The organism is Streptomyces sp. NPDC054887, assembly GCF_053610585.1.
Genome location: NZ_JBSGYQ010000005.1, coordinates 144380 through 166144 on the forward strand (window position 1 = coordinate 144380; position 21765 = coordinate 166144).

Genomic DNA, 21765 nt, shown 5'->3' on the forward strand with positions numbered 1-21765 from the left:
GCCGGGCTCACTTGGCTTCGTACGCGGCCATGGCGGCCCGTACGGCGGGGGAGAACAGCTCCGGGCCCAGGGCGTCCGAGTGGGCGAGCCCTTCGGGGGACAGCCGCAGCAGGCCCTTCGGCGCGCTCTCGTCGAGCCAGCCGAGGGCGGCGAACCGTTCGAACTCGGCGGGGAAGTCGTCGGCGGGCGCCGTGCCGAACCGGTCGGCGTACCCGTCAAGGGGCATGCCCTCGGCCTGGAGGAGCGACTGGAGCAGATGGCGGCGGCGGGCCTCGCCGGCGTCGACGTAACGGCCGGTCCCGGCCCGCGTGAAGTCCTCGGCGCGCGTGTAGTCGTCGATGATCTTCCGGATCTCGCGCATGTCGACGGCGTAGTCGAAGGAGTAGTGCAGCGCGGAGGTGTACGAACGGGCTCCGCAGCCCAGGCCGATCATGCCGTCGGTCTGGCAGGCGTAGTCGTCGGCCGCTGCCCGGGGCGCGTCGGCGCGGCGGAACATCCGCATGGACACCTGTTCGTAGCCGTGGGCGAGCAGGTGGTCCCTGCCCTGGTGGTAGAGCCGCAGCCGCAGGGCGTCCCAGGCGGCGTCCGCCTCGGCGCCGATCCGGCCGAGGCCGGTGAGGGGGCGTACGTACAGCGGGTAGAGGTAGAGCTCCTCCGGCCGCCAGGCGAGCGCCGCGTCGAGCGAGGTGCGCCAGGTGGCGGCGGTCTGGCCGTCGATGCCGTAGATCAGGTCGATGTTCAGGACGGGGATGCCGGCGTCGCGGACCGCGGCGAGGGCCGTCTCGACGTCGGCGCGCCGCTGGGGGCGCACGGCCGCGCGGGCCTCGGAGTCGACGAAGCTCTGCACACCCAGGCTGAGCCGGGTCGTGCCGCGGGCGGCGAGGACGGCGAGGCGGTCGGGGGTCGCGGTGGCGGGGGACGCCTCGACGGACAGCGGTACGGCGGCCAGGTCCGCGCCCATGCGCTTCTCGGCGATGTCGCAGAGCCGCTCCAGCTCGCCGGGGTCGAGGAACGTGGGGGTGCCCCCGCCGAAGGCCGCGGCGGCGAAGCGGACGTCGCTGCCGCTGTCGCCGCCGGCGTCGAGTGCGTCACGGACGGCGGTGGCCTGGCGGTCGAGCGCGTCGAGGTACCGGCCGGTCAGCTCGTCGGGAGCGCCGATGCGGGTGAAGAGATTGCAGAACCCGCACCGCACCTCGCAGAACGGTATGTGGAGGTAGAGGGAGAGGGCGTTCTTGGGCTCGTCCGCCCAGAGCTCGCGCAGCGCGGGGCGGTCGGCCAGCTCGCGGTACGCCGTCTTGTGCGGGTAGGCGTAGACGTAGCTCTGATAGGGGCGGGGCGGTGCGGTGCTCATCGGGTGGCCCCTTGATCGAGGGTGAAGTGGGCGTACGGGACGGTCCAGACGGCCTCGTGGCCGAGGCGGTGGCCGGTGTAGCCGTCGTCGCCGTACGCCGTTCCGTGGTCGGAGCAGACGATCGCGAAGCAGGGGCGGCGGCTGCTCGCGGCGGCGAACAGACGGCCGATGTGCCGGTCGACGTACTCCAGGGCGGCCGCGTGGGTGGCGCGCGAGTCGCCGGCCTCGCGGGTGGCGCCGGGGAGGTGGAACCAGTTGGGCTGGTGCAGCGCGGAGACGTTGACGAACAGGAACAGCCGCTGGTCCGCGGGGAGCCCGGCGACGACCTGCTCGGCGCGGGCGACCTGTTCCTCGAACGACGTGGGCGACGCCACGCCGAACCCGGGCTCCCAGTGGCTCTCCTGGAACATCCCCGGCAGGACCGATCCGAGCGGGCCCCGCTTGTTGAAGAATCCGACGCCGCCCACGCACACCGTGCGGTAGCCGGCGTCCGCGAGGCCCGAGACGAGGTCGGGCGCGTCGAAGACGAAGGTGCGTTCGGCGGTCGTCTCGCTGCCCGCGAAGCGCGCGGCGAACAGCCGGGGATGAGGGCCGGGGGCGGCGGGCGTGGGCAGGAAACCGGCGAAGATCGCCTGGTGCGAGGCGTAGGTGAAGCTGCCGGGCGCGTGCCGCTTCTCCCACGCGCCGCCGGGCAGGTGCCGGGCCAGGTTCGGCAGGCGGCCGGCGGCGGCGAGTTCGGCGGCGACGTCGTACCGCAGGGTGTCCAGGGTGACGAGCAGCAGATCGTGGGTGCCGACGATCTCGTTCATGTCAGGGGGCCGCATGGTGGTTCCTTGTCGTGCGCAGTACGGCGGCGACCTGCGCCGCGTAGGTGTCGAGACCCTCGGCGCCGCTGCCGGGCAGGCCGGTGAGGCGGGGCAGCAGGTCGCCGAAGGCGTTGACCTCGCAGACGGCGAAGCGCCGCCAGCCGACGGCGGGCAGCAGGTCGACGCCGACGCAGAGGGTGCGCGGGAAGCAGGCGGCCGCGCGCTCGCACACCGCCACGGCCTCGTCCCAGCCGCCGCCCGCCGCCTCCATGGCGGCGCGGGCCTCGTCGAGGTCCCCGCGCGCGCCGCCGAGATGCAGGTTGGTCATGGGGGAGCGGCTCGTCCGTACGACGGCGTGCGTCGCCCTGCCGCCGACCACGACGACCCGCAGGTCGGCGGCCCGGCCCCGCTGCGCGGCCTTGGGCAGCCACCGCTCGACGTGCAGTCCGTCCGGTGCGAGCGTGTCGACGACGGCCGCCACCTCGGTCTCGGTCGTACAGCGGCGTACCCGCAGGGAGTTGAAGAGTCGGCCGCGCGCGTCGCGCTCCACCGAGGTGGTGGCCCGCACGCGCCCGGGGCCGGCCGTCTCCACGGCCAGCACGCCGGACGCCGACGAGCCGTGCGCGAGCTTCACGAAGGCACGCGGCATGCGGTGCGCACGCATCAGCTCGCGTACGTCCTCCCAGCCGCGCACGGCCGGCGACGCGGCCCCGGAGGTCGGCGACGGCGGCACGGGCACGCCCGCGTCGTGCAGGACGGCGTGGCACAGCCGCTTGTCGAACATCACCGCCAGCTCGCCGGGGTCGTCGAGCAGGACGCAGCCCGCGGAGGCCCGCCCCACGTCCCGCACGGCCGCCGTGAACCGCTCGTACCAGAGGGCGGAGCCTTCCACCCGCGTGCCGTCGCCGACGCCCCGCAGCAGCCGCTCGACCTCGGGGTCCTCCCCGGGCGAGTCGATCCGTACGGTCTCTCCCGGACGGAACGCGGCGGCGGCCCGGCCTCCGAGCACGTCGCGCCAGGGCACGAGCCGCGCGGCGGGGAGCCCGGCGGCCGTCACGGCCGCCTGGAAGAGTGCGACGCGGCGGCTGCCCGGGTTGCCGACGACCACGAAGCGCGGGTCCATGGCGCCGGCGCCGGCCACTCCGGCACCGGCCGTGCCGCCCGGCCTATTCGTCGACGGCGACATAGCGGGTCTCGTCGTCCGGGTCCCAGTGGTCGGCCTCTTCGAGGTTGATCCGCACGCCGTGCGGTTCGAGGGTCTCGCGCAGGCGCTGCCGCACGGGATCGGTGATGTAGTGGTGGTGCAGGTCGAGTGCGCTCAGGTGGGTGAGCGGCTGGCCGCCGAGCAGGGCGTGCGCGCCGCTGTCGCTCAGTGTGCCCATGGAGAGGGACAGCGAGTCCAGGGCGGCGACGACGGGGGCCGACGCGACGGCCGCGGCGATCTCGTCCTGGATCTCGCTGTTCTGCACGCCCAGGTGGCGCAGGCGCGGCAGCGCTCCGCCGGACAGTACGGGCGCGAGGTCCGCCACCGTGGCGTCGCCGCCGTAGTGCGAGACGCCCAGCCACAGCTCCAGGTGCTCCAGGGCCGGCAGGCGGGAGGCGCCGACGGCACGGACGACGGAACCCGGCAGACCGCCGGACTCGAAGCGCAGTACCTTCAGCGCCTCGTGGCTCAGCGGTCGCAGCTCCAGCCGGTCCGTCTCGCTGAGCGATTCACCGCAGCCGCGCACGGTCAGTTCCTCGAGCAGCGGGAAGGCTTCCACGCACGGGGTGACGTCGGTCAGCTCCAGCCAGGACAGCTCGCACTCCTCGCTGACGACGTCGGCCAGGAACAGCGCGCGCAGAGCGGGGAAACGGCCGGCGTCCGCGAGGACGCGGTCGAGGACCGGCCCCAGCGGCTCGTAGTCGCCGTGCCACCAGGGGCCGATCAGCAGGGCCCGCACCCGTGAGGAGTCGACGGAGTCGAGGAAGCGGGGCCACAGCTCGGAGAACGGATTGTCCTCGTTCCACAGGCAGTCGAGGCGCCAGGCCACGGAGTCCGCGGCCGGGAGCGGGGCCGCCTGCTGGTCCCCTGGTTTCGGCAAAGTGAAGACGGGCAGGCCGTGGAACGTCTCGGGGTGTTCGATGTCCGTCATGGCCGGATCACTCCGCCACGGCGGTGTAGCGCCCCTCGGCGCCGCGGTTGTCCCACGGCTCCAGACGGTCCGACAGGTCCACGCTGACGCCGTGCGGCTCCAGGGCATCGGCCACCCGCCGCTCCATCTCCTCGGAGAGGAAGTGGTGGTGCAGGTCGAGGAGTTCGAGGTGGGTGAGCGGCTGTCCTTCGAGGAGCGCTGCCGCGCCCTCGTCGCCGAGCGTGCCGTTCGACAGGTCGAGCGTGTCGAGCCGGGCGACGACGGGGGCCGACGCGACCGCCGCGGCGATCTCGTTCTGGATTTCGCTGTTGCGCAGGCCGAGATGGCGCAGTCCGGGGAAGCGGGTGCCGGAGAGCAGCGGTGCGAGGTCGGCGATCTCGGTGGTGCCGCCGTACTCGGAGACGCCCAGCCACAACTCCAGGTGATCCAGGGACGGCAGTTCGCTGCCGGTGACACCGCGCACCACGTCCGCAGGCAGACCGCCGGACTCGAAGACGAGTGAACGCAGCCGCTCGTGCCGCACCGGGGGGAAGAGCAGACCCTGGCCGCCGCGTACGCCGAACTCCAGCAGCCGGGGGAAGGCGTCGAGCAGGCCCGTGACGTCGGACTGCTCGACCCAGGAGATCTCGGCCTCCTCCTGGCTGAGGTCACCGACGAACAGGGCCTCCAGAGAGGTCAGCCGGTCGGCCGCCGCGAGGACGAGACCGATGGGGTACGAGGAGTCCTCTTCGTACGACTCGCCCCACTGACCGATGATCAGCGCACGGACCCGCGTGGGATCGACGGTCTTCAGCCACGCGTCGAAACGCTCCTCCCACGGCCCGTCCTCGTCCTCGAACGGGTCCACGGAGATGCGCCACGCCGCGGCGTCCGCGGCCGGCAGGGCCGAGGCGGGCTCGTCGGGACGGAAGTCGACGGCCGGGAGGCCGAGCAGTTCCTGCAGATGGTCCACACCGGACATGGCCCTGGTCTCCTGACATGGTGCGTGCGACTGACGTGCGAAAGGTTTATCAAGCGCCACTGACAATGCTGCGAGCGGGTTCGTTGTCGCTGGTCAGGAGCGATTGTCAGACCCTGGCCGTAGCGTTTTCACCGGGTCGGCACAGGGTGTGCGGACCGGGAGGGGAGACAGCCATGTACCGGCAAGGGGACGTGCTCATCGTGCCGTTGGACGAGTCGGCGGTGCCGGCGCACCTGACCGACGCCCCGGGGGAACGGCGCGACGCGCGGGGGCGGCTGGTGCTGGCGCTGGGCGAGGTCACGGGGCACGCGCACGCCGTGCAGGGGCCGGGGCGACTGCTGCGGGAGGCCGGTCCTTTCGACCCGATGCTGCTGCATCTGCCCGAGGGCGGACGGGTGGTGCACGAGGAGCACGCGGTGATACCGCTGCCCAAGGGCTGGTACCGCGTGGTGCGCCAGCGCGAGTACGTGCCGGGGGCGGTCCGCGTCGTCGCGGACTGACCGGCGGGTGCGGGCGGTCCGGGCGGGGTGCGTCAACCACGCTGCGGGGAGCGCGCGTTCGGGGGCGTGTACTCGCCGGCAGGAACAGCAGCTGAATTCGGGATCGGGATCAGGATCAGAGGGCAGGGAAAGCGATGCAGCAGGTGAACACGTGGCGGGCCGTCGCGGCGGCGACCGGTGCGGCGGACCGCGCGGCCGCGGAGGACGGGGTGCGGCTCGCCTACCGCACGGCGGGACTCGCGCAGCCCGAGCGGATCGTGTGGGCCGACTCGCCCAGGGCGGCGGTCGAGACCGTGGAGCGGCTGTCCGGCGCCGGACGCTCGGTGCGCGACGAGGTGCGTACCGGGCCGTGGGCCGAGGAGCGGCGGCGGCTGCACGACGAACTGGGCCCGGCGGGGTGGGCGCAGCTGTGGTCGGCCACCGGAGCCCAGCTGTGGGACACGACGAGGGAGCTGGCCGAGCGGATACGGGTGGGAGTCGTCGCCGAACTGATGGAGCGGCCGGAGGACGAGTCCGATGTGCGGCTGCTCCTGCTGGACGCGGTGCTCGGCCAGCACGACGCCGCCTGGCTCGCCGCGTTCGACGGCCGGGGGGAGCGGCTCGCGGGGCTGGCGCAGGTCGCCAGGAACGCCGGCTGGTGGTGGCCGTACGAGAACGCGGTGGTGATCTGCGAACGGCCCGTGGAACTCCACCGCGACGAGGCGGGCCGGCTCGACCGGGGCGACGGCCCCGCGCTGGCCTTCCCCGACGGGTTCGCCCTGTACGCCTGGCGCGGGATGCCCGTGCCCGCCGCGTTCCTCGGCGAACTGCCGTCCCTGACGCCCGAACGCATCCGCGCGGAGGAGAACGCGGAACTGCGCCGCGTGATGCTGGAGCACTACGGCTACGACCGCTACCTCGACGAGTCGGGCGCGCAGCCGGTGCACCGCGACGAGACCGGCGTCCTGTGGCGCATAGCCCTGGAGGGCGACGAGGACGTGGCGATGGTCGAGGTGGTCAACTCCACCCCGGAGCCTGACGGCACGTACAAGACGTACTGGCTGCGCGTGCCGCCGGCCACGAGGACCGCGAAGGAAGGGGTGGCCTGGACGTTCGGGCTCGGGCAGGAGGCGTACGAACCCGTGCGGCAGACCTGACGGACGCGGCGGGCTAGGCGGACAGGAGGTCGCCGGGGCCGATCAGGTCCGTGTTGCCCTCCGCGGTGCACGCGTGGGCTCCCGCGAGGGAGCCGAGGCGGGCGCACTCCTCCAGCCCCCGGCCGGTGAGGCGTCCGTACAGGAACCCGCTGACGTACGCGTCCCCGGCTCCGTTGGAGTCCACCACAGGGCCGGGCGGCACGGTCGCCGGGAAGTGGCGCGGGGTGCGGCTGCCGTCCCGCGTCAGCAGGTACGAGCCGCCCGCACCCGCCGTGGCCACGACCGCCTCCGCGCGGCCCTCGCGCAGGATGTCCCGCATCACGTCGGCGATGCGCTCACCGGCGCCCGCCGCGCTGAGGAACACCAGGTCGGAGCGGAGGGCGAAATCCCGGTGGTGGTCGGCCAGTCCGTCCCAGTCGTGCAGGTCGGTGGAGACCGGTACGCCCAGTTCCCCGATGTCGTCGAACAGGTGCCGGGCGAAGTCCATGATGGACAGGTGCACGTGGCCGGCCCGCCGCAGATGGGGCAGGTAGAAGTCGCGCGGCATCCGCAATCCAACGGGATCGCGGGCGTCGTAGAAGGACGTCCGGCGGCCCGTGGTGTCGACGAGGTTGACGGCGCGGCGCGTGCCCGCCGGTGAGATGAGCGGCTCGAAGTCGACACCGCCCTCGGCGAGCCGTCGCCGCACCTGCCCGCCGATCCAGTCCTCACCGATGAAGTCCAGGAACTTCACGCCGAGTCCGAGGGCGCGGCAGCCCAGCGCGACGTTCCCGCCCGTGTGCCCCGGCCACTCACGGATGGGCGGAACGCCGAACGAGTCGGCCGGCGGTACGGGCAGCGAGTCGACGCGGACGACGGTGTCCACCCCGCTGCCGCCGACGACCAGGACGTCGTACAGCACCTCGTCCGACCGTAGTCCCAGAGGTAGTTCGGACGGTACTTCAGACCGCTGTTCAGACACCGCAACCCCTTCCGGATCCGCTGTGAGCAGTATGGCTGGTACGGAGAGGTGACAAGGCTGGAGTGGCGTGACCGGTCCCGGAGCGCCCGGTGCTGGGATGGCCGTACACCCCCTGGGAAGGACCTCTCCTCATGTACGTACGTACGGCTCTCACCGCCGCCGCCCTCACCGGCGGCCTCCTCCTCGGCGGCGTCGGACCCGCCTTCGGCGCGGCCCCCGCGGCAGCGGCACCCCACTCCGGTCCGGCGGCGCCCGCGTCCGCCGTCCCCGGCGGTGACCGCGAGGCCACCACCGTCTCGGTCGGCGGCGAGGGCACCGCATCGGCCGTCCCCGACATGGCGGTACTCACCATCGCCGTCGAAGCCACCGAACCGACCGCGAAGCGGGCGCTGGCCGCCCAGTCCGCGGCGGCCAAGGCCGTACTGGCCGCCCTGCGGAACCAGGGCATCGCCGACCGTGACGTACAGACGGAGAGCCTGTCGCTGAACGCCGTCTACCAGCACACCGACCGCGCCGCCGCCAAGCTGACCGGCTACCAGGCGGGCCAGTCCTTCTCCGTCAAGATCCGCGACCTCGACAGGACCGGGGCGGTCGTGGAGGCCGTGACGGCGGCGGCGGGCGACGCGGCCCGGATCCACGGCGTCGTCTTCGACGTGGCGGACCCGTCCGCACTGCGCGCCAGGGCCCGCGAGGCCGCGCACGCCGACGCGCGGTCGAAGGCCGAGCAGTACGCGCGGCTCAGCGGCCGGGGACTGGGCCGGCTCGTGTCGGTCACCGAGACGGGCAGCGGGACCCACCGGCCCGTGGAGGTGCCCGGCGCCGCGTTCGAGGCGGGCAAGGTGCCGGTCGCGCCCGGCGAGATCCGCGACGAGGTCGCCGTCACCGCGGTGTACGAGCTGTACTGAGCCACCGCACCCGCGCGGGCGGCGACTCCCGCGGCTGCGGACCCGCGCCGTCCGTACGGACCCGTGCCGTCCCTGCGGACCTGTGCCGATCCGTGCGGACCCGTGCCGCCCGTGCGGACCCTTGCGGCCATGCCGATCCGGCCGGGGCCAGGGCGTCAGCGCCCCCCGGCCGCCAGCGCCGCCCGGTCGACGCCCAGTTCGCGGGCGAGCGCGTCATCGGTCCACTCGAGCATGGTGGCGCGGGACAGGGACCCCGTGTACGCGGTCATCTGGACGGCGAGGCCGTCCAGCAGGGCGGTCAGCCGCCAGGCCGCGGACACGGGGTCCTCGCACCGGAACTCGCCCGTCCGCGCGCCCTCCGTGATGACTTCCGCCAGCGCGGTCTTCCACTGCTGATCGAGTTCCCGGGCCACCTCGCGGAGGGCGGGATCACGCAGGGAGGCCGCCCAGCCCTCGATCCACAGCCGCCACCCCTTGGCCTGACCGGTCGGCGCGTACCACCGGATTGCCGCACGCAGGCGGCGGACGGCGCTGGTGCGCCGGCCGAGCAGCTTGCGCAGCGTGGCGAGGTCGGCCTCGGCGGCGTACGCGAAAGCGGCCGCGACCAGCTTCTCCTTGGTCGAGAAGTGGTAGAGGACCAGTGCGTTGCTCACGGAGAGGGCCGAGGCGACGTCGGCGATCCGTACGGCGCCGACACCCCGCGCCTCGATCTGCTCCACCGCGGCGCGGAGCATTTCGTCGCGCCGTTCCTCCACGCTCAACCGGACTCTGGCCACCCGGCAACCCTACACACGGGCCGCCGACCGGCCCGGGCGCTACGGACGGCCGCCCCCCTTGACGGCCCGGCGCGGCGCGGGGCCCTTTCACCTGCGCCATGAGCGACTGAGCGGCTCGTACGTCATGGCCTTCCCCAGGCAGGCTGCGCCGCATGTACGGGGTGAAGGCGCGGTGCGCGAAGGGGTGTGGCGTACGGGATAACGTGCGGCGCATGGGCGATGCGTACGTATGGGTGGCCGATGTGGACGCCCGGGCGGAGGAGGCCGCGGTGCTCGCCGGCCGGGTCATGGACTGGCTGGAGCGCCGGGGCGTCGTCGAGGGCGAGCTCACGCACTGCCTGCTCGGCGACGAACTCGGCAGGGCACCGGGGCCGCACGCGGCGGACGCCGTGACCGGGAACGAGGTGGTGGCGCGCGCCGGAGCCTGCGGTGTCGGCCTGGAGATCGAGCGGCGCGTGTACGTGGGCGCGGAGCTCTGGACGGCCACCTGCCCGGCCTGCGGCGCCACGACCGAACTCGCCGACAGCGGACCCGACCTGTGGACCCGGACGTGGGCGCCGCTGGCCGACGACCTGTACGCCTGGTTCGGCGGTACGGGCCCGGGCAGCGGGGCCTGTGTCCGCTGCGGCGAGCGGTCCGCCTTCCTCGCGTGGACGACGGAACCGCCGGTCGCGGTGGCGCACTTGGGCCTCCTGCTGTGGAACTGGCCGCCGCTGGCGGACCGGTTCCTGGCGGAACTCTCGGAGGTCCTGGGCGGCCACCGCCTGGTGACCGCGACGGCGACGGTCTGACCCTCACGCGGGCGACGGCTCGGGGTCTCCCGCGGCTCCTGCGGCGCGGAGGGACGCTGTGGCGCAGCCCGCCGACACAGGGAGTCCACGGCCACAGGGTCCCGTACATCCGTCGGTACGGCGAGGGCCCGGCAGCGGCCCTCCTCGATCCGGGCGACCGTCACCTCCGCCCTGGTGCGCACGGCTCGCCAGGACGACCGCAATCCGCCCGCGCACGACCTCGAAGGACGGGGGGCCGAAGTCGGGCGCCGTGCCCGGGGCGCCTCACCTGTACCACCCGTACCGCTCCGCGATCACCGGCAGGCGGTCGGCGACGATCGCGTGGGCCGCCGCGCGCGGCGTCGTGCCGTCCGCATCGGCCCGCGTCAGCATCCGGTCGACCAGCGCGCGCATCGAGCGCCGGGTGTACGCGAACGCCTCGTCCGCGTCGGCGCCGATGTCGCCGAAGAGGGTCCACCACCACCACGCGTTCGTGCCGGAGTTGACCACCACGTCCGGCAGCACAGTCACCCCGCGCTCCGACAGCAGTTCCTCCGCCTCCGGCAGCACGGGCATGTTCGCCGCCTCGACGATCCAGCGGGCGGTGATCCGCTCCTGGTTCACGGCGTCGACGGCGTACGAGACAGCCGCCGGAACCAGCACCTCCGCCTCCGCCGACAGCCAGGCGTCACCCGGCAGTTCCACGTCCGCGGGGCGCAGCGCCGTCCGGTCGACGGCCCCGTACGCGTCACGGGCGGCGAGCAGGGCCTCGACGTCCAGGCCGTCCGGGTTCGCGACGGTCCCCTTCACATCGGCCACGGCGACCACCCGCAGCCCCGCGCTGGACAGGAAGCGGGCGCTCGCGCCGCCCATCGTGCCCAGGCCCTGCACGGACACCCGCGTCCCCGCGTGCGCGACCCCGGCGCGGTCGAGCGCCGCGAGCACCGACTCGGCGACCCCGCAGCCCCCGACCAGTGCGTCGAGCCCGATGCCGTCGACCTCGACTGCGAACGCGTCGGCGAGCCGCCGGCGGGCCGCCGCCTCGTCGTCGAGCAGCGGGTAGACGGCCTGGACGGAGGAGACCAGACCGGCCTCGGCGGCCGCCCGGTCGACGACGTCCTGCGTCAGGCCGAGGTCTTCGCCGGTGGTCCAGACGTGCTCGATGTGCGGCTGCATGGCACGCAGGTAGCGCACCAGGACGCCGTACGCCTCGGGGTCGCGCGGGTCGCAGTCGATGCCGCCCTTGGCGCCGCCGAGCGGGATGTAACGGCCCTCGGGGTTGTAGTGGAGGGCCTCCTTCATCGTCATGCCGCGCGCCAGGGCCGCGACCTCGTCGAGCGTGCAGCCCGCGCGCATGCGCAGACCGCCGCTGGCGACCCCGCGTACGAGCCGGTCGACGACCAGGAAACCCCGGCGTCCGGTGACGTGGTCGGTCCAGGTCTGCGCGATCAGGGGGGCGTTCATGCGGTGCTCTCCTCGGCAGCGGTGCTGACAGTGGGGCGTCGACGAGTCGCGCGCTCCGCGGTGAGTCCGATGGAGCTCGGCGGGGAGGTCGGGCACGGACGCCGCCCGGCACGACGAAGACATCTGAACTGAACTATCAGTCAGTATCCGGAGGGCGGAGCACCCCTGTCAACGCACCCATTACTGAACGAATGATCAGTAAGTCTCCTCCCGGGCGGCCATTCCGCGCCCGGTCGCGGTCCGGTCCCGTACGACGCCCCGCTCCCCGCCGCACCACGGCCCGCAAGGGCTCCTTTCCCGCGCTGTCGTACCCGGTGCCCATAATGGGAGGACCTGAGCCCCTGGAGGTCCTGTGACCGGCGCCGACTCCCTGCCATCGCTGCGCTCCCGGCTGCGCTCGCTGCGGTCCGCCCCCTTCGGCGCGGACCCGGCGGGGGAGCGCATGGAACGCATCCGCCGCTCTCCGCACTTCGCCGACGGGGTCTTCCAGAACCCGACGGGCGCCAGGACGCGTCCCTCCGGATCGACGCTCGAACTGATGAAGGTGTACTTCCGCAAGGAGGAGCGCCGCCGCAGAACGCCCGTCGGCGCGGTGCCCCTGCACAGCGCGACCCTCGCCGACCTCGCCGCACCGCCCGCCACGGGGCTGCGCCTCACCTGGATGGGTCATTCGAGCGTGCTCGCCGAGATCGACGGGCGGCGTGTGCTCTTCGATCCGGTGTGGGGCGAGCGCTGCTCCCCGTTCTCCTTCGTCGGCCCCAAGCGTCTGCACCCCGTCCCCGTGCCGCTGGCGTCGCTGGGCGAGCTCGACGTCGTCGTCGTCTCGCACGACCACTACGACCATCTCGACATGCCCACGATCCGGGCCCTCGCCGGCACCCGCACGGTCTTCGCCGTGCCGCTCGGCGTCGGAGCCCACCTGGAGCGCTGGGGCGTGCCGGCCGACCGGGTGCACGAGCTGGACTGGAACGAGACGGCGAAGATCGCCGGACTGACCCTGACCGCGACCCCCGCCCGCCACTTCTGCGGCCGGGGCCTGCGCAACCGGCAGCACACCCTGTGGGCCTCGTGGGCCGTCGCGGGACCGGAGCACCGGATCTACCACAGCGGCGACACCGGGTACTTCGACGGCTTCAAGGACATCGGCGCCGAGCACGGCCCGTTCGACGCGACCATGATCCAGATCGGCGCGTACAGCGAGTACTGGCCCGACATCCACATGACCCCGGCCGAGGGCATGCGCGCCCACCTGGACCTCCAGGGCGTCGCGGCGCACGGCTCGGCCGCCGGCCCGATGCTGCCGATCCACTGGGGCACGTTCAACCTCGCCCCGCACTCCTGGTCCGCACCCGCCGAGGGCACCGTCACGGCCGCCGAGGAGGCGGGCGCCCGCATCGCGCTGCCCCGTCCCGGCGAGCCCTTCGAGCCCGGCGCCGATGCCCTGCCCGTCGCACCGTGGTGGCGCGCGGTCGCCGCCGGCCCCGTGGCGGGCGGCCCCGGCGGCGGGCTGCCCGCCGTGTCCGGACGGCCGGTGGGCCGGGGGCGTGCGGCCGACACCGGCGAGCCGGAGACCGCGCCCGCGGTGTAGCGGGCCCCGGAGTCGTCGGAGTCGCCGGAGCCATGGGGTTTTCGGTCGGCAGTGCGAGTTGTCATACCAGAGCGGGACGCTGCGCGGGCAAGTTTGGCAACAGGGCGTCGATCATGGAAGGTTGCCGACTACTGTGAGTGCCCGGTGATCAACACGGGGCCACATCACCCACGTTGAGCCCGGACCGACCGTGGTCGAGCAGACGCAGTACGCCGATCCCTGGGGCCCCACGTACCGAGGACTCTGATGTCTCAACTTCGCGCACCCGCCGCGCGCGCAGACCGCCGCGAGGGCGGCCGGCACGGGCGGCCGGGCGCCCGGCCCCAGTCCCCCCATCCGATGCCCGACGTGCACATACGGCCCCAGATGCTGCGCGCCGCCGTACTGCCGGCCGTAGTCGTCGCGCTCAGCGGCGTCGCGGCCGTGCTGTGCACCCTCCACGCGACCGCCGCCGTCCGGCCGGACCGGAGCTTATGGGTCGCGCTCGCGGGGGCCGGGGCACTCGTAGTCGTCGCGCTCGCGGCGGCCGTCGTGGCCGCCGACCGCGCCGCCAAGACCGTGCTCGACCGCTGCACCGCACTGCGCAGGGCCGGCGCGCGGAGCCAGGCCGACCTGCGCGCGGTCCTGGAGCAGCTGCGGCGCGGCGAGGGGCCGCCCGCCCGGCGTACGCCGCCCCCCGCCGCACCGGGCGGTGACGAGTTCGACCGGCTGGAACAGGAGATGGGACGGGCCCACGACGCCGCCGTCACCGCCCTCGTGCAGGCCGCGCGGCTCAACGACAGCGCGGGCGCGGACCAGATGGTCGAGGTCTTCGTCAACCTGGCCCGCCGGCTCCAGTCGCTCGTGCACCGCGAGATCCAGCTGCTCGACGAGCTGGAGAACGACGTCGAGGACCCCGAGCTGCTCAAGGGCCTCTTCCACGTCGACCACCTCGCCACCCGCATCCGCAGGCACGCCGAGAACCTCGCCGTCCTCGGCGGCGCGGTCTCCCGCCGCCAGTGGAGCAACCCGGTGACCATGACCGAGGTGCTGCGCTCCTCGATCGCCGAGGTCGAGCAGTACTCCCGGGTCAAGCTGGTGCCGCCCATCGACGGCACCCTGCGCGGCCACGCCGTCGCCGACGTGATCCACCTGCTCGCCGAACTCGTCGAGAACGCCACGGTGTTCTCCGCCCCGCACACCACCGTCCTGCTTCGCGCCCAGCACGTCACCGCAGGACTGGCCGTCGAGGTGGAGGACCGCGGCCTCGGCATGCCCCTCGGCGAGCAGAACAAGATGAACGCCCTGCTCCACAACCCGGACAACGTCAACGTCGGCCGCCTCCTCCAGGACGGGCGCATCGGTCTGTTCGTGGTGTCCGCACTGGCCCGCAGGCACGGGATCACCGTCCGGCTCCAGCCCAACATCTACGGCGGTGTCCAGGCCGTGCTCGTCCTGCCCCAGGCCCTGCTGGGTGACGACGACGGGAACACTCCCGCCGCGGCCGCAGGCACCCCGCGATCCGTCCCGGCGCCGGCCTCCGCTCCGGACCCCCACCCGCCGGCCCCGGCGCCACCCGCCCCGACCCCTTCCTCCGCCCCCGCCCCCGCCGTGCACCCCGCGGGCCCCGCGCCGCTTCCCGTGCGGGGCGCGCGGCAGGACCGGCCCACTCCGGCCGCCGCCCGACCCGGCGGCGACCGCTCCGCCCGGCCCGACCGGTCGGCCGAGCCGGTGCACACGCTGGCCCAGCCGCGCGCCGAGGGATACGTACGCGGCACCACGAGCCGGCCCAGCCTGCCCGTGCGCCGCAGCCAGGAGAGCCTGGTCCCGCAGCTCAGGGACGCCCCCGCTCCGCGCAGGGACGACGAGTACCCCGCCCTGCACGACCCGGGGCTGATGGCCGCCTTCCAACGGGGCATCGGCCTGGCGGAGGCGCAGCCCGACCCGCACCCCGAGGCCGGCCCGCACCCCGAACCCAAGCCGGTCCAGCCGCAGCCCCCCTACCGCGAAACGCGCCCCGACCAGCCGCTGCCCGCGCACCCGACGCACCCGACGTACTCCGTGCAGCCCGCGCATCCGGCGTATCCCGTGACGCCCCAGGACCAGGCGCAGCCCGCGTACCGCGAGACGCTCCAGGACCAGGCGCCCCACCCGTACCCCGTGCCGCACCCGGACCAAGCGGCGCACCCGGACCAGCCGCCGCCCTCCGCCGCCCTTCCGGCGCCAGGCCCGGCGCCCGCCCCGGCGCCGGAGCGGTATCCGGAGCTGTACCGACCGCGCGAGGGCGGCGCCGGCTGACCACGGCCCCGCCCCCGCCTCCCCTCCCTCCACGCACGCAGTACCCAAGGAGTAGATGCACCATGGTGAGTGATGCGCCAACCGGCCAAGCGTCCGATCTCGACTGGCTGTTGAGCGGCCTGGTCCAGCGTGTCCCCTTCACACGCAACGCGGTTCTGCTCTCCTCCGACGGCCTCGTCAAGTCGGTCCACGGCCTCGACACCGACAGCGCCGACCACATGGCCGCCCTCGCCTCCGGCCTCTACTCGCTCGGCCGCAGCGCCGGCGCCCGCTTCGGCGACGGCGGCGAGGTCCGCCAGGTCGTGGTCGAACTCGACTCCACCCTGCTCTTCGTCTCCACCGCCGGCTCCGGCACCTGCCTCGCCGTGCTCGCCGGCCGCGAGGCGGACGCGGCGGTCCTCGGCTACGAGATGGCGATGCTGGTCAAGAGCGTGCGCCCGTACCTCGTCACCCCGGCCAGGCAGCGGGCGGGCGTACCGAGCGCCACGGGACGCTGATGGGGCCGCTCCCGCAGGACGGGCCGTGGCTCGACGACGCGGCGGGCAGGCTCGTCCGCCCGTACACGGTGAGCGACGGCCGCACCCGCCCCACGACCGACCTCGACCTGCTGTCCATGGTCAGGGCCACCGGAGCGGAGCCCGCGATGCACCTCGGCCCCGAGCACACGCAGGCGCTCGGGCTGTGCGCCCACCCCACCTCGGTCGCGGAGATCGCCGCGTACCTGCGGCTTCCCGCGGTCGTCACCAAGGTGCTGCTTTCCGACCTCGTCGTCTGCGGAGCGCTCACCACCCACGCACCTCGTTTCGACGACCAGCCCACCGACCTCACCCTGCTGGAGGCAGTGCTCGATGGCCTACGACGACGGCTCTGATCTGTTTCCCACCGCGCTCAAGATCCTGGTCGCGGGCGGGTTCGGCGTCGGCAAGACGACCTTCGTGGGAGCGGTGAGCGACATCGCTCCCCTGAGTACGGAGGAACTGCTCACCCAGGTGAGCGTGGGGACCGACGACCTGGAGGGCATCGAGGACAAGGCCACGACGACCGTGGCGATGGACTTCGGCCGGCTGACCCTCGACGAGCACCACGTGCTGTACCTCTTCGGCACGCCCGGTCAGGAACGCTTCTGGTTCATGTGGGACGAGCTCTCCAAGGGCGCCCTCGGCGCCGTCGTGCTCGCCGACACCCGCCGCCTCCAGGAGAGTTTCGCGGCGCTCGACTTCTTCGAACGGCGCGGCATCGAATTCGTCGTCGCCGTCAACGAGTTCGACGGCGCACACCGCTACGAGCCGGAGGAGGTACGGGCCGCCCTCGATCTGCCGCCGGAGGTCCCCGTCGTGCTGTGCGACGCCCGCATCGCCAGCTCGGGCATCAAGACGCTGGTCACCCTCGTCCGGCGCCTGCTCACCCTCACCCCGGCCTCGACGGGCTACGGAAGCCACGGAGCACCCGCATGACATACCACCGGATCGGCCACGTGCTGCTCACCCCCGTCGACCCGGAGGCGCCGGCGCGCGTGCGGCGGCTCGCGCAGCTCGGGCTCGGGGAGCGGCCCGTACCGGCGTTCGACACGTTCGCCGACCGGCTCGCGGAGGTGACCGGAGCGCCGTACTCCATGGTCAACTTCATCGACGAGAACCGGCAGTTCTTCGCCGGGCTGCACACCCCCACCGGCGCGCACGGCGGCACCGAATTGGGCGAGGTCGCCGCGACGGGCCGCATCGGCCGGTTCCTCGCCCGCGACCACGGGTACTGCCCGCACGTGGTGGCGCGGCGCAAGGCGCTCGTCCTGGAGGACGTGTGCGACTACCCCCGGTTCGCCGGCAATCCGGTGGTCGACGAGATCGGCATCCGCTCCTACATGGGGGCGCCCGTGATCGACCGGCGTACGGATCTGCTCCTCGGCACCGTCTGCGTCGTCGACACCGAGCCGCGCCGGTGGGGCCGCGCGGGACTGGACACGATCAAGGCCGGCGCGGCGGAACTGGCCGAACTGATCCGGCGCCGAGAAGAGGGCGGCATCTGATCCGGCGCCGCGAGACGGCGGCATCCCGGACCGGGCACCGCGAGGAGGGCGCCAGGTGACCCGGCGCCGCCACGACGGGACCCCGCGCCGCCTGGACGGGTGGCATCCGGACGGGTTTCCCGGCTTCCGGGGAGGCTGGTGTGAGCCGCGCGCGCCTGGGGAGGGTCAGCCCCAGTGTCCGAGCGCGGACATCAGCAGACACTCAGGAGGCGTGCCCGATGACCACCGCACACCGCACGGGAACGGCGACCGCAGGCGACGGGGCGCAGATCGCCGCGTACACCTGGCTGCCGGAGAGCGGCAGGCCCCACGCCCTCGTCCAGATCGCGCACGGCGCCGCCGAACACGCCCTGCGGTACGACCGCTTCGCCCGGCACCTCGTCTCCCACGGCTACGGAGTGATCGCTTCCGACCACCGCGGCCACGGCGCGACCGCCGCCGCCACCGGGGGCTACGGCGTGGTCGGGGAGAACAGCTGGCGCGCCGTCGTCGACGACCTGCGGGCCGTCGGCGACCAGGCCAGGGCCCTGCACCCCGGCGTGCCCGTCGTCCTGCTGGGCCACAGCCTCGGTTCGATGCTCGCCCGCGACTACGCGCAGGAGTACCCGGACGACCTGGCCGGCCTCATCCTCTCCGGCACCTTCCGCACCCTCCCGGGCGCCGAGTTGCAGAAGTCGATCGACGAGCTGGAGGCGGAGATCGCGGAGCGCGGCCGCACGGCTCGTTCCTCGTACCTCCCCGCCCTCTTCTCCTCGTTCAACGACGCGTACCCGCACCGCACCGGCTTCGAGTGGCTCTCGCGCGACGAGGCCGAGGTCGACGCGTACGCCGCCGACGAGCGGTGCGGCTTCGCGTTCAGCGCGGGCCTCGCGCTGGACTGGGTGCACGCGATCCGCAAGATCAACGACCCGCGCAACCTGGCCCGCGTCCCCGCCGACCTGCCGGTCCACATCGCCGTCGGCACCGAGGACCCCTGCAACCAGGGCATGACCCTCGTCTACGAACTGCTGGAGGACTTCCGCTACCACGGCACCGAGGACCTGACCTGGAAGGGCTACGCGGGCGCGCGCCACGAGATCCTCAACGAGACGAACCGCGACGAGGTCCATGACGACCTGACCGCCTGGCTCGCCCGGCACGTCTGAATCCGGTTCGTGACCACCGGCCCGAGTGCGGTATTGTTCTCAAGCGCGTTCAGCCAGGGGATTTCCTCCGGCAGACGGGCACCGGGACGTGGCGCAGCTTGGTAGCGCACTTGACTGGGGGTCAAGGGGTCGCAGGTTCAAATCCTGTCGTCCCGACTCGAAAGAGTCGTAGGCCGGAGGGCCGTGTCGGAGACATCCGATGCGGCCCTCCGGTCGTTTCCGGGCCCGGCCACCACAGCGGACGCCCGCCCGTCCCACCGTTCAGCCGGACGGTTCGGTACGCCGCGTGAGCAGCCCCTTGTCGGTGATCGCGGCCAGCGACAGCGTCCGGTAGCCCATGGACTCGAACAGGACGGTGATCCGGTCGCCCTCCTCGCTCATGACCGTGCCGTCGCCCCACTCCCGGTGGCTGATCCGCGCCCCCGGCGGGTACGAGGCGGCCTCGGGATGTGCGGGCTCCGGGGCGTCGTCCACCGCGGTCACGCCCTCGGCGGCCGTACCTTCGGCGGGGTCGGCGGGGCTGGCCAGGCACACGTCGCAGCCGCCGCAGGGTGGTTCGTACGCCTCCCCGAAGTAGCCGAGCAGGAAGCGGCGCCGGCATCCGGACGTCTCGGCGTACGCCAGCACCATGTCGAGCCTCGACCGTTCGAGCCGTCTGCGCGCATCAGCGGTCTCCGCCGCCCGGCCGGCGGCGTCGCCGGCCGTCATGCCCGGCTCGGGGCGCACCTCCCCGCTGTCCTCGGTCCGCACGGCGCCGGCCTCCTCCAGAAGGTTGGCGGCGGCCGTCACCCGGCGGCGCGGCAGGTCGGTCCGCGCGCCGACGTCGTCCAGCGCGACCGGTCCGTCCCCGTCCCAGAGGGCCTGCGCGACCTCGCCGAGCGTGTCCTCGTCCGGGGCGCGGGTGGCGAAGAGGCGTTGTAGGCCGCTGTCCTGCGGCCGGTAGTGCAGCACCGCCACCGCCGGGGCGCCGTCGCGCCCCGACCGCCCGATCTCCTGGTAGTACGCGTCCAGCGACCCGGGCAGCGACGCGTGCAGCACGAACCGCACGTCCTCCTTGTCGATGCCCATGCCGAAGGCCGACGTGGCGATGACGATGTCCGCCTCGCCCGCGAGGAAGGCGTCGTGCACCCGGGAGCGCTCCCCGGCGGCGAGCCCGGCGTGGTACGCCGCCGCCGACAGGCCCAGTCCGGCGAGCTCGGCGGCGTAGCCCTCGGCGTCCCTGCGCGTGGCCGCGTACACGATGCCGGGCTTGGGTTCCGCCGCGGCCCGCTCCACCACCGCCCGCCGCTTGTCCGCGTCCTCGGCGAAGCGCCGGACCTCCAGCGTGATGTTCGGCCGGTCGAACCCGGCCACGACCGACACGGCGTCCTCCATGCCCAGCCGCCGCTCGATCTCCTCCCGTACGGGAGGGGCGGCGGTGGCGGTCAGCGCGAGGACCGCGGGCCGGCCGACCCGTCGCACCACCTGCGCCAGGCGCAGGTAGTCGGGCCGGAAGTCGTGGCCCCAGGAGGCGACGCACTGCGCTTCGTCCACGACGAACAGCGAAGGACCGGCCGCTGCCAGGCACTCGACGACCTCGTCCTTCGCCAGCTGCTCCGGCGAGAGGAACAGGTACTCGGCGTCCCCCTGCCGCACGGCCTCCCAGGCCGCCTGCGACGTGCCGGACGCCTGCGCCGAGTTCACGGCGACGGCGTCCGGAGCGCCGCGGCCCGTCAGGCCGGCCATCTGGTCCCGTTGCAGGGCGATCAGGGGGGACACCACGACGGTGGGGCCGGGCAGCGAGAGTCCGGCCACCTGGTAGACCGCCGACTTGCCCGCGCCGGTCGGCATCACGACGAGCGTGTCGCGGCCGTCAAGGACCGCCTCCATGGCGGTCAGCTGTCCCGGCCGCAGAGAGTCCCAGCCGAACACCTCACGGGCCGTCCGGGCCAGCGCGTTGGCGGCGCTCCGGGCGCGCTTCGCGGCCATGTCCACCTCCTCGTCGCGCGGCCCGCGCACGTGGACGGCGCGGGCCGCGATGTCCGTACGGCGTCCCGCCCCGCCGGAGCTCAGGGACGGGGGCGGATGGTCGTCCCCTCGGCGGCCCGCGGGCTGCCGGTGATGCTGGTCATCAGCTCGGCACACAGGTCGCGCAGTTTCATGTTGCGGTGCTGGGACGCCGTGCGCAGGATGTCGAACGCCTCCCGCGCCGTGCAGCGCTGCTGGCTCATGATGACGCCGAGCGCCTGGTCGATGACGCTGCGGGACTCCATCGCGGTCCGCAGGTCGGCGGCGAACTCCTGGGCGTCGGAGATGCGCTGGGCGAGCGCGATGGCGCCCGTGCCCTGCGCGGCGATCGTCCGCAGGCCGGTGAGGTCGGTGTCGCTGAAGGCGGAGGGCTTGGGGGAGTAGAGGTTCAGGGCGCCGGCGGTGTGCGTGTGCGGCGCGATCGGCAGGGACAACGAGGAGCGTGTCCCGCAGGCGGCGGCGTACGCCGGATAGGGTCCCCAGCGGGTCTCCTCGAGCATGTCCGTCACCTGTACTTCGCCGCCCTGGCGCAGCGCCTGGAGGCAGGGGCCGTCGTCCTGCCCGTACTGCGCCTCGTCGAGGTCGGGCGCGCTGACGCCGGAACTGACCACGGTCAGGGGCCGGCTCTCGCGCTGGAGGGTGATGCCGCAGCCGTCCGCGGCCGGGGTCACCGCGAGGGCGCTGTCCGCCAGGACCTGGAGGAACGCGTCGAGGGAGTCGGTGTCCAGCAGCAGCGACACGACGTCCGGAGGGGCGGTGGGCTGATCGGGCGTGTCAGACATGATGTTCCGTTCCGGGCAGGGGCCCGTCGGTCGGCAGCGAGCGCGCCGCCGGGGACCACGGAGCCCAGTCCGAAGGGACACCTCCAGCGGAACCGGCCGCCGTCTCCCCGAGCGGGAAGCGCACGCGGCCACCACTCCCTCCACTATGCGTCATCCCGGCTCCACGGGCGCCCGTGCG

21 protein-coding genes and 1 tRNA gene are annotated in these 21765 nt (G+C 73.7%); 12 read left to right on the forward strand and 10 right to left on the reverse strand.

Annotation, left to right across the window (positions count from 1 at the left end; all coding sequences use genetic code 11):
- Nucleotides 1-7 precede the first annotated feature (7 nt).
- Genes ACWGH0_RS04715 through ACWGH0_RS04735 form a run of 5 tightly spaced genes read right to left on the reverse strand, consistent with a single transcriptional unit; the run spans nucleotide 8 to nucleotide 5253 of the window.
- Nucleotides 8-1351, reverse strand: coding sequence for an STM4012 family radical SAM protein (locus tag ACWGH0_RS04715; protein WP_453402671.1), 1344 nt, complete (start codon nucleotides 1349-1351; stop codon nucleotides 8-10).
- Nucleotides 1348-2160: an STM4013/SEN3800 family hydrolase gene (locus ACWGH0_RS04720; RefSeq protein ID WP_453402709.1), complete on the reverse strand. Its 813-nt coding sequence runs from the start codon at nucleotides 2158-2160 to the stop codon at nucleotides 1348-1350. The genes ACWGH0_RS04715 and ACWGH0_RS04720 overlap by 4 nt, the downstream gene beginning before the upstream one ends.
- A gap of 1 nt (nucleotide 2161) precedes the next feature.
- Complete coding sequence (locus ACWGH0_RS04725; protein WP_453402710.1) at nucleotides 2162-3280, reverse strand: STM4014 family protein; 1119 nt, start codon at nucleotides 3278-3280, stop codon at nucleotides 2162-2164.
- A gap of 43 nt (nucleotides 3281-3323) precedes the next feature.
- Nucleotides 3324-4292, reverse strand: coding sequence for an STM4015 family protein (locus tag ACWGH0_RS04730; RefSeq protein WP_453402672.1), 969 nt, complete (start codon nucleotides 4290-4292; stop codon nucleotides 3324-3326).
- Nucleotides 4293-4299: 7 nt separating this feature from the next.
- Complete coding sequence (locus ACWGH0_RS04735) at nucleotides 4300-5253, reverse strand: STM4015 family protein (protein ID WP_453402673.1); 954 nt, start codon at nucleotides 5251-5253, stop codon at nucleotides 4300-4302.
- A 173-nt stretch (nucleotides 5254-5426) separates the two neighbouring features.
- Here ACWGH0_RS04735 and ACWGH0_RS04740 point away from each other — a divergent pair, with 173 nt between their 5' ends.
- The gene (locus ACWGH0_RS04740) at nucleotides 5427-5753 is read left to right on the forward strand and encodes a hypothetical protein (protein WP_453402674.1); all 327 of its coding nucleotides are present in this window, start codon (nucleotides 5427-5429) and stop codon (nucleotides 5751-5753) included.
- Nucleotides 5754-5887: 134 nt separating this feature from the next.
- Complete coding sequence (locus ACWGH0_RS04745; protein WP_453402675.1) at nucleotides 5888-6889, forward strand: DUF6745 domain-containing protein; 1002 nt, start codon at nucleotides 5888-5890, stop codon at nucleotides 6887-6889.
- Between the two features lie 13 nt (nucleotides 6890-6902).
- Here ACWGH0_RS04745 and ACWGH0_RS04750 read toward each other — a convergent pair whose 3' ends face one another.
- Complete coding sequence (locus ACWGH0_RS04750) at nucleotides 6903-7790, reverse strand: carbohydrate kinase family protein (protein WP_453402676.1); 888 nt, start codon at nucleotides 7788-7790, stop codon at nucleotides 6903-6905.
- A 191-nt stretch (nucleotides 7791-7981) separates the two neighbouring features.
- Between ACWGH0_RS04750 and ACWGH0_RS04755 the strand changes: the two genes are divergently transcribed.
- Complete coding sequence (locus tag ACWGH0_RS04755) at nucleotides 7982-8755, forward strand: SIMPL domain-containing protein (RefSeq protein WP_453402677.1); 774 nt, start codon at nucleotides 7982-7984, stop codon at nucleotides 8753-8755.
- A 155-nt stretch (nucleotides 8756-8910) separates the two neighbouring features.
- Here ACWGH0_RS04755 and ACWGH0_RS04760 read toward each other — a convergent pair whose 3' ends face one another.
- A complete protein-coding gene (locus ACWGH0_RS04760) occupies nucleotides 8911-9531 on the reverse strand; it encodes a TetR/AcrR family transcriptional regulator (RefSeq protein WP_453402678.1) in 621 nt (206 codons plus the stop codon).
- Nucleotides 9532-9743: 212 nt separating this feature from the next.
- Between ACWGH0_RS04760 and ACWGH0_RS04765 the strand changes: the two genes are divergently transcribed.
- Entirely contained in the window at nucleotides 9744-10322 is a 579-nt protein-coding gene (locus ACWGH0_RS04765; RefSeq protein ID WP_453402679.1) for a hypothetical protein, read from the forward strand.
- A gap of 264 nt (nucleotides 10323-10586) precedes the next feature.
- Here the strand turns inward: ACWGH0_RS04765 and ACWGH0_RS04770 are convergent, their stop codons facing one another.
- Nucleotides 10587-11765 (reverse strand): Glu/Leu/Phe/Val dehydrogenase dimerization domain-containing protein, encoded by a 1179-nt coding sequence (locus tag ACWGH0_RS04770; RefSeq protein ID WP_453402680.1) that lies wholly within the window; start codon nucleotides 11763-11765, stop codon nucleotides 10587-10589.
- Between the two features lie 352 nt (nucleotides 11766-12117).
- Between ACWGH0_RS04770 and ACWGH0_RS04775 the strand changes: the two genes are divergently transcribed.
- The 8 genes from ACWGH0_RS04775 to ACWGH0_RS04810 all read left to right on the forward strand — a co-directional run bounded on the left by ACWGH0_RS04775 (nucleotide 12118) and on the right by ACWGH0_RS04810 (nucleotide 18954).
- Nucleotides 12118-13353, forward strand: a complete 1236-nt coding sequence (locus ACWGH0_RS04775; RefSeq protein WP_453402681.1) for an MBL fold metallo-hydrolase — start codon at nucleotides 12118-12120, stop codon at nucleotides 13351-13353.
- 246 nt (nucleotides 13354-13599) lie between these two features.
- Nucleotides 13600-15630 carry an ATP-binding protein gene (locus tag ACWGH0_RS04780; RefSeq protein WP_453402682.1) on the forward strand — a complete coding sequence of 677 codons (2031 nt, stop codon included), beginning with the start codon at nucleotides 13600-13602 and terminating at the stop codon, nucleotides 15628-15630.
- A 62-nt stretch (nucleotides 15631-15692) separates the two neighbouring features.
- Nucleotides 15693-16127 carry a roadblock/LC7 domain-containing protein gene (locus ACWGH0_RS04785; protein ID WP_453402683.1) on the forward strand — a complete coding sequence of 145 codons (435 nt, stop codon included), beginning with the start codon at nucleotides 15693-15695 and terminating at the stop codon, nucleotides 16125-16127.
- Entirely contained in the window at nucleotides 16127-16501 is a 375-nt protein-coding gene (locus tag ACWGH0_RS04790; RefSeq protein WP_453402684.1) for a DUF742 domain-containing protein, read from the forward strand. Before ACWGH0_RS04785 ends, ACWGH0_RS04790 begins: the two co-directional genes overlap by 1 nt.
- Nucleotides 16479-17084, forward strand: coding sequence for a GTP-binding protein (locus ACWGH0_RS04795; protein ID WP_453402685.1), 606 nt, complete (start codon nucleotides 16479-16481; stop codon nucleotides 17082-17084). The genes ACWGH0_RS04790 and ACWGH0_RS04795 overlap by 23 nt, the downstream gene beginning before the upstream one ends.
- Nucleotides 17081-17653 carry a GAF domain-containing protein gene (locus ACWGH0_RS04800; protein WP_453402686.1) on the forward strand — a complete coding sequence of 191 codons (573 nt, stop codon included), beginning with the start codon at nucleotides 17081-17083 and terminating at the stop codon, nucleotides 17651-17653. The genes ACWGH0_RS04795 and ACWGH0_RS04800 overlap by 4 nt, the downstream gene beginning before the upstream one ends.
- 218 nt (nucleotides 17654-17871) lie before the next feature.
- Entirely contained in the window at nucleotides 17872-18798 is a 927-nt protein-coding gene (locus tag ACWGH0_RS04805; RefSeq protein WP_453402687.1) for an alpha/beta fold hydrolase, read from the forward strand.
- Nucleotides 18799-18880: 82 nt separating this feature from the next.
- A tRNA-Pro gene (locus ACWGH0_RS04810) sits at nucleotides 18881-18954 on the forward strand.
- A 105-nt stretch (nucleotides 18955-19059) separates the two neighbouring features.
- On the opposite strand, the gene ACWGH0_RS04815 is transcribed toward ACWGH0_RS04810, so the two are convergent.
- Nucleotides 19060-20766, reverse strand: a complete 1707-nt coding sequence (locus ACWGH0_RS04815) for a RecQ family ATP-dependent DNA helicase (RefSeq protein ID WP_453402688.1) — start codon at nucleotides 20764-20766, stop codon at nucleotides 19060-19062.
- 80 nt (nucleotides 20767-20846) lie between these two features.
- Nucleotides 20847-21587, reverse strand: a complete 741-nt coding sequence (locus ACWGH0_RS04820; RefSeq protein ID WP_453402689.1) for a GAF and ANTAR domain-containing protein — start codon at nucleotides 21585-21587, stop codon at nucleotides 20847-20849.
- Nucleotides 21588-21765 lie beyond the last annotated feature (178 nt).

Coding starts and splice junctions, on each gene's coding strand:
- ACWGH0_RS04715 (WP_453402671.1), bottom strand. CDS start 1,351: ATGAGCACCGCACCGCCCCGCCCCTATCAGAGCTACGTCTACGCCTAC.
- ACWGH0_RS04720 (WP_453402709.1), bottom strand. CDS start 2,160: ATGAACGAGATCGTCGGCACCCACGATCTGCTGCTCGTCACCCTGGAC.
- ACWGH0_RS04725 (WP_453402710.1), bottom strand. CDS start 3,280: ATGGACCCGCGCTTCGTGGTCGTCGGCAACCCGGGCAGCCGCCGCGTC.
- ACWGH0_RS04730 (WP_453402672.1), bottom strand. CDS start 4,292: ATGACGGACATCGAACACCCCGAGACGTTCCACGGCCTGCCCGTCTTC.
- ACWGH0_RS04735 (WP_453402673.1), bottom strand. CDS start 5,253: ATGTCCGGTGTGGACCATCTGCAGGAACTGCTCGGCCTCCCGGCCGTC.
- ACWGH0_RS04740 (WP_453402674.1), top strand. CDS start 5,427: ATGTACCGGCAAGGGGACGTGCTCATCGTGCCGTTGGACGAGTCGGCG.
- ACWGH0_RS04745 (WP_453402675.1), top strand. CDS start 5,888: ATGCAGCAGGTGAACACGTGGCGGGCCGTCGCGGCGGCGACCGGTGCG.
- ACWGH0_RS04755 (WP_453402677.1), top strand. CDS start 7,982: ATGTACGTACGTACGGCTCTCACCGCCGCCGCCCTCACCGGCGGCCTC.
- ACWGH0_RS04765 (WP_453402679.1), top strand. CDS start 9,744: ATGGGCGATGCGTACGTATGGGTGGCCGATGTGGACGCCCGGGCGGAG.
- ACWGH0_RS04770 (WP_453402680.1), bottom strand. CDS start 11,765: ATGAACGCCCCCCTGATCGCGCAGACCTGGACCGACCACGTCACCGGA.
- ACWGH0_RS04780 (WP_453402682.1), top strand. CDS start 13,600: ATGTCTCAACTTCGCGCACCCGCCGCGCGCGCAGACCGCCGCGAGGGC.
- ACWGH0_RS04785 (WP_453402683.1), top strand. CDS start 15,693: ATGGTGAGTGATGCGCCAACCGGCCAAGCGTCCGATCTCGACTGGCTG.
- ACWGH0_RS04790 (WP_453402684.1), top strand. CDS start 16,127: ATGGGGCCGCTCCCGCAGGACGGGCCGTGGCTCGACGACGCGGCGGGC.
- ACWGH0_RS04795 (WP_453402685.1), top strand. CDS start 16,479: ATGGCCTACGACGACGGCTCTGATCTGTTTCCCACCGCGCTCAAGATC.
- ACWGH0_RS04800 (WP_453402686.1), top strand. CDS start 17,081: ATGACATACCACCGGATCGGCCACGTGCTGCTCACCCCCGTCGACCCG.
- ACWGH0_RS04805 (WP_453402687.1), top strand. CDS start 17,872: ATGACCACCGCACACCGCACGGGAACGGCGACCGCAGGCGACGGGGCG.
- ACWGH0_RS04815 (WP_453402688.1), bottom strand. CDS start 20,766: ATGGCCGCGAAGCGCGCCCGGAGCGCCGCCAACGCGCTGGCCCGGACG.
- ACWGH0_RS04820 (WP_453402689.1), bottom strand. CDS start 21,587: ATGTCTGACACGCCCGATCAGCCCACCGCCCCTCCGGACGTCGTGTCG.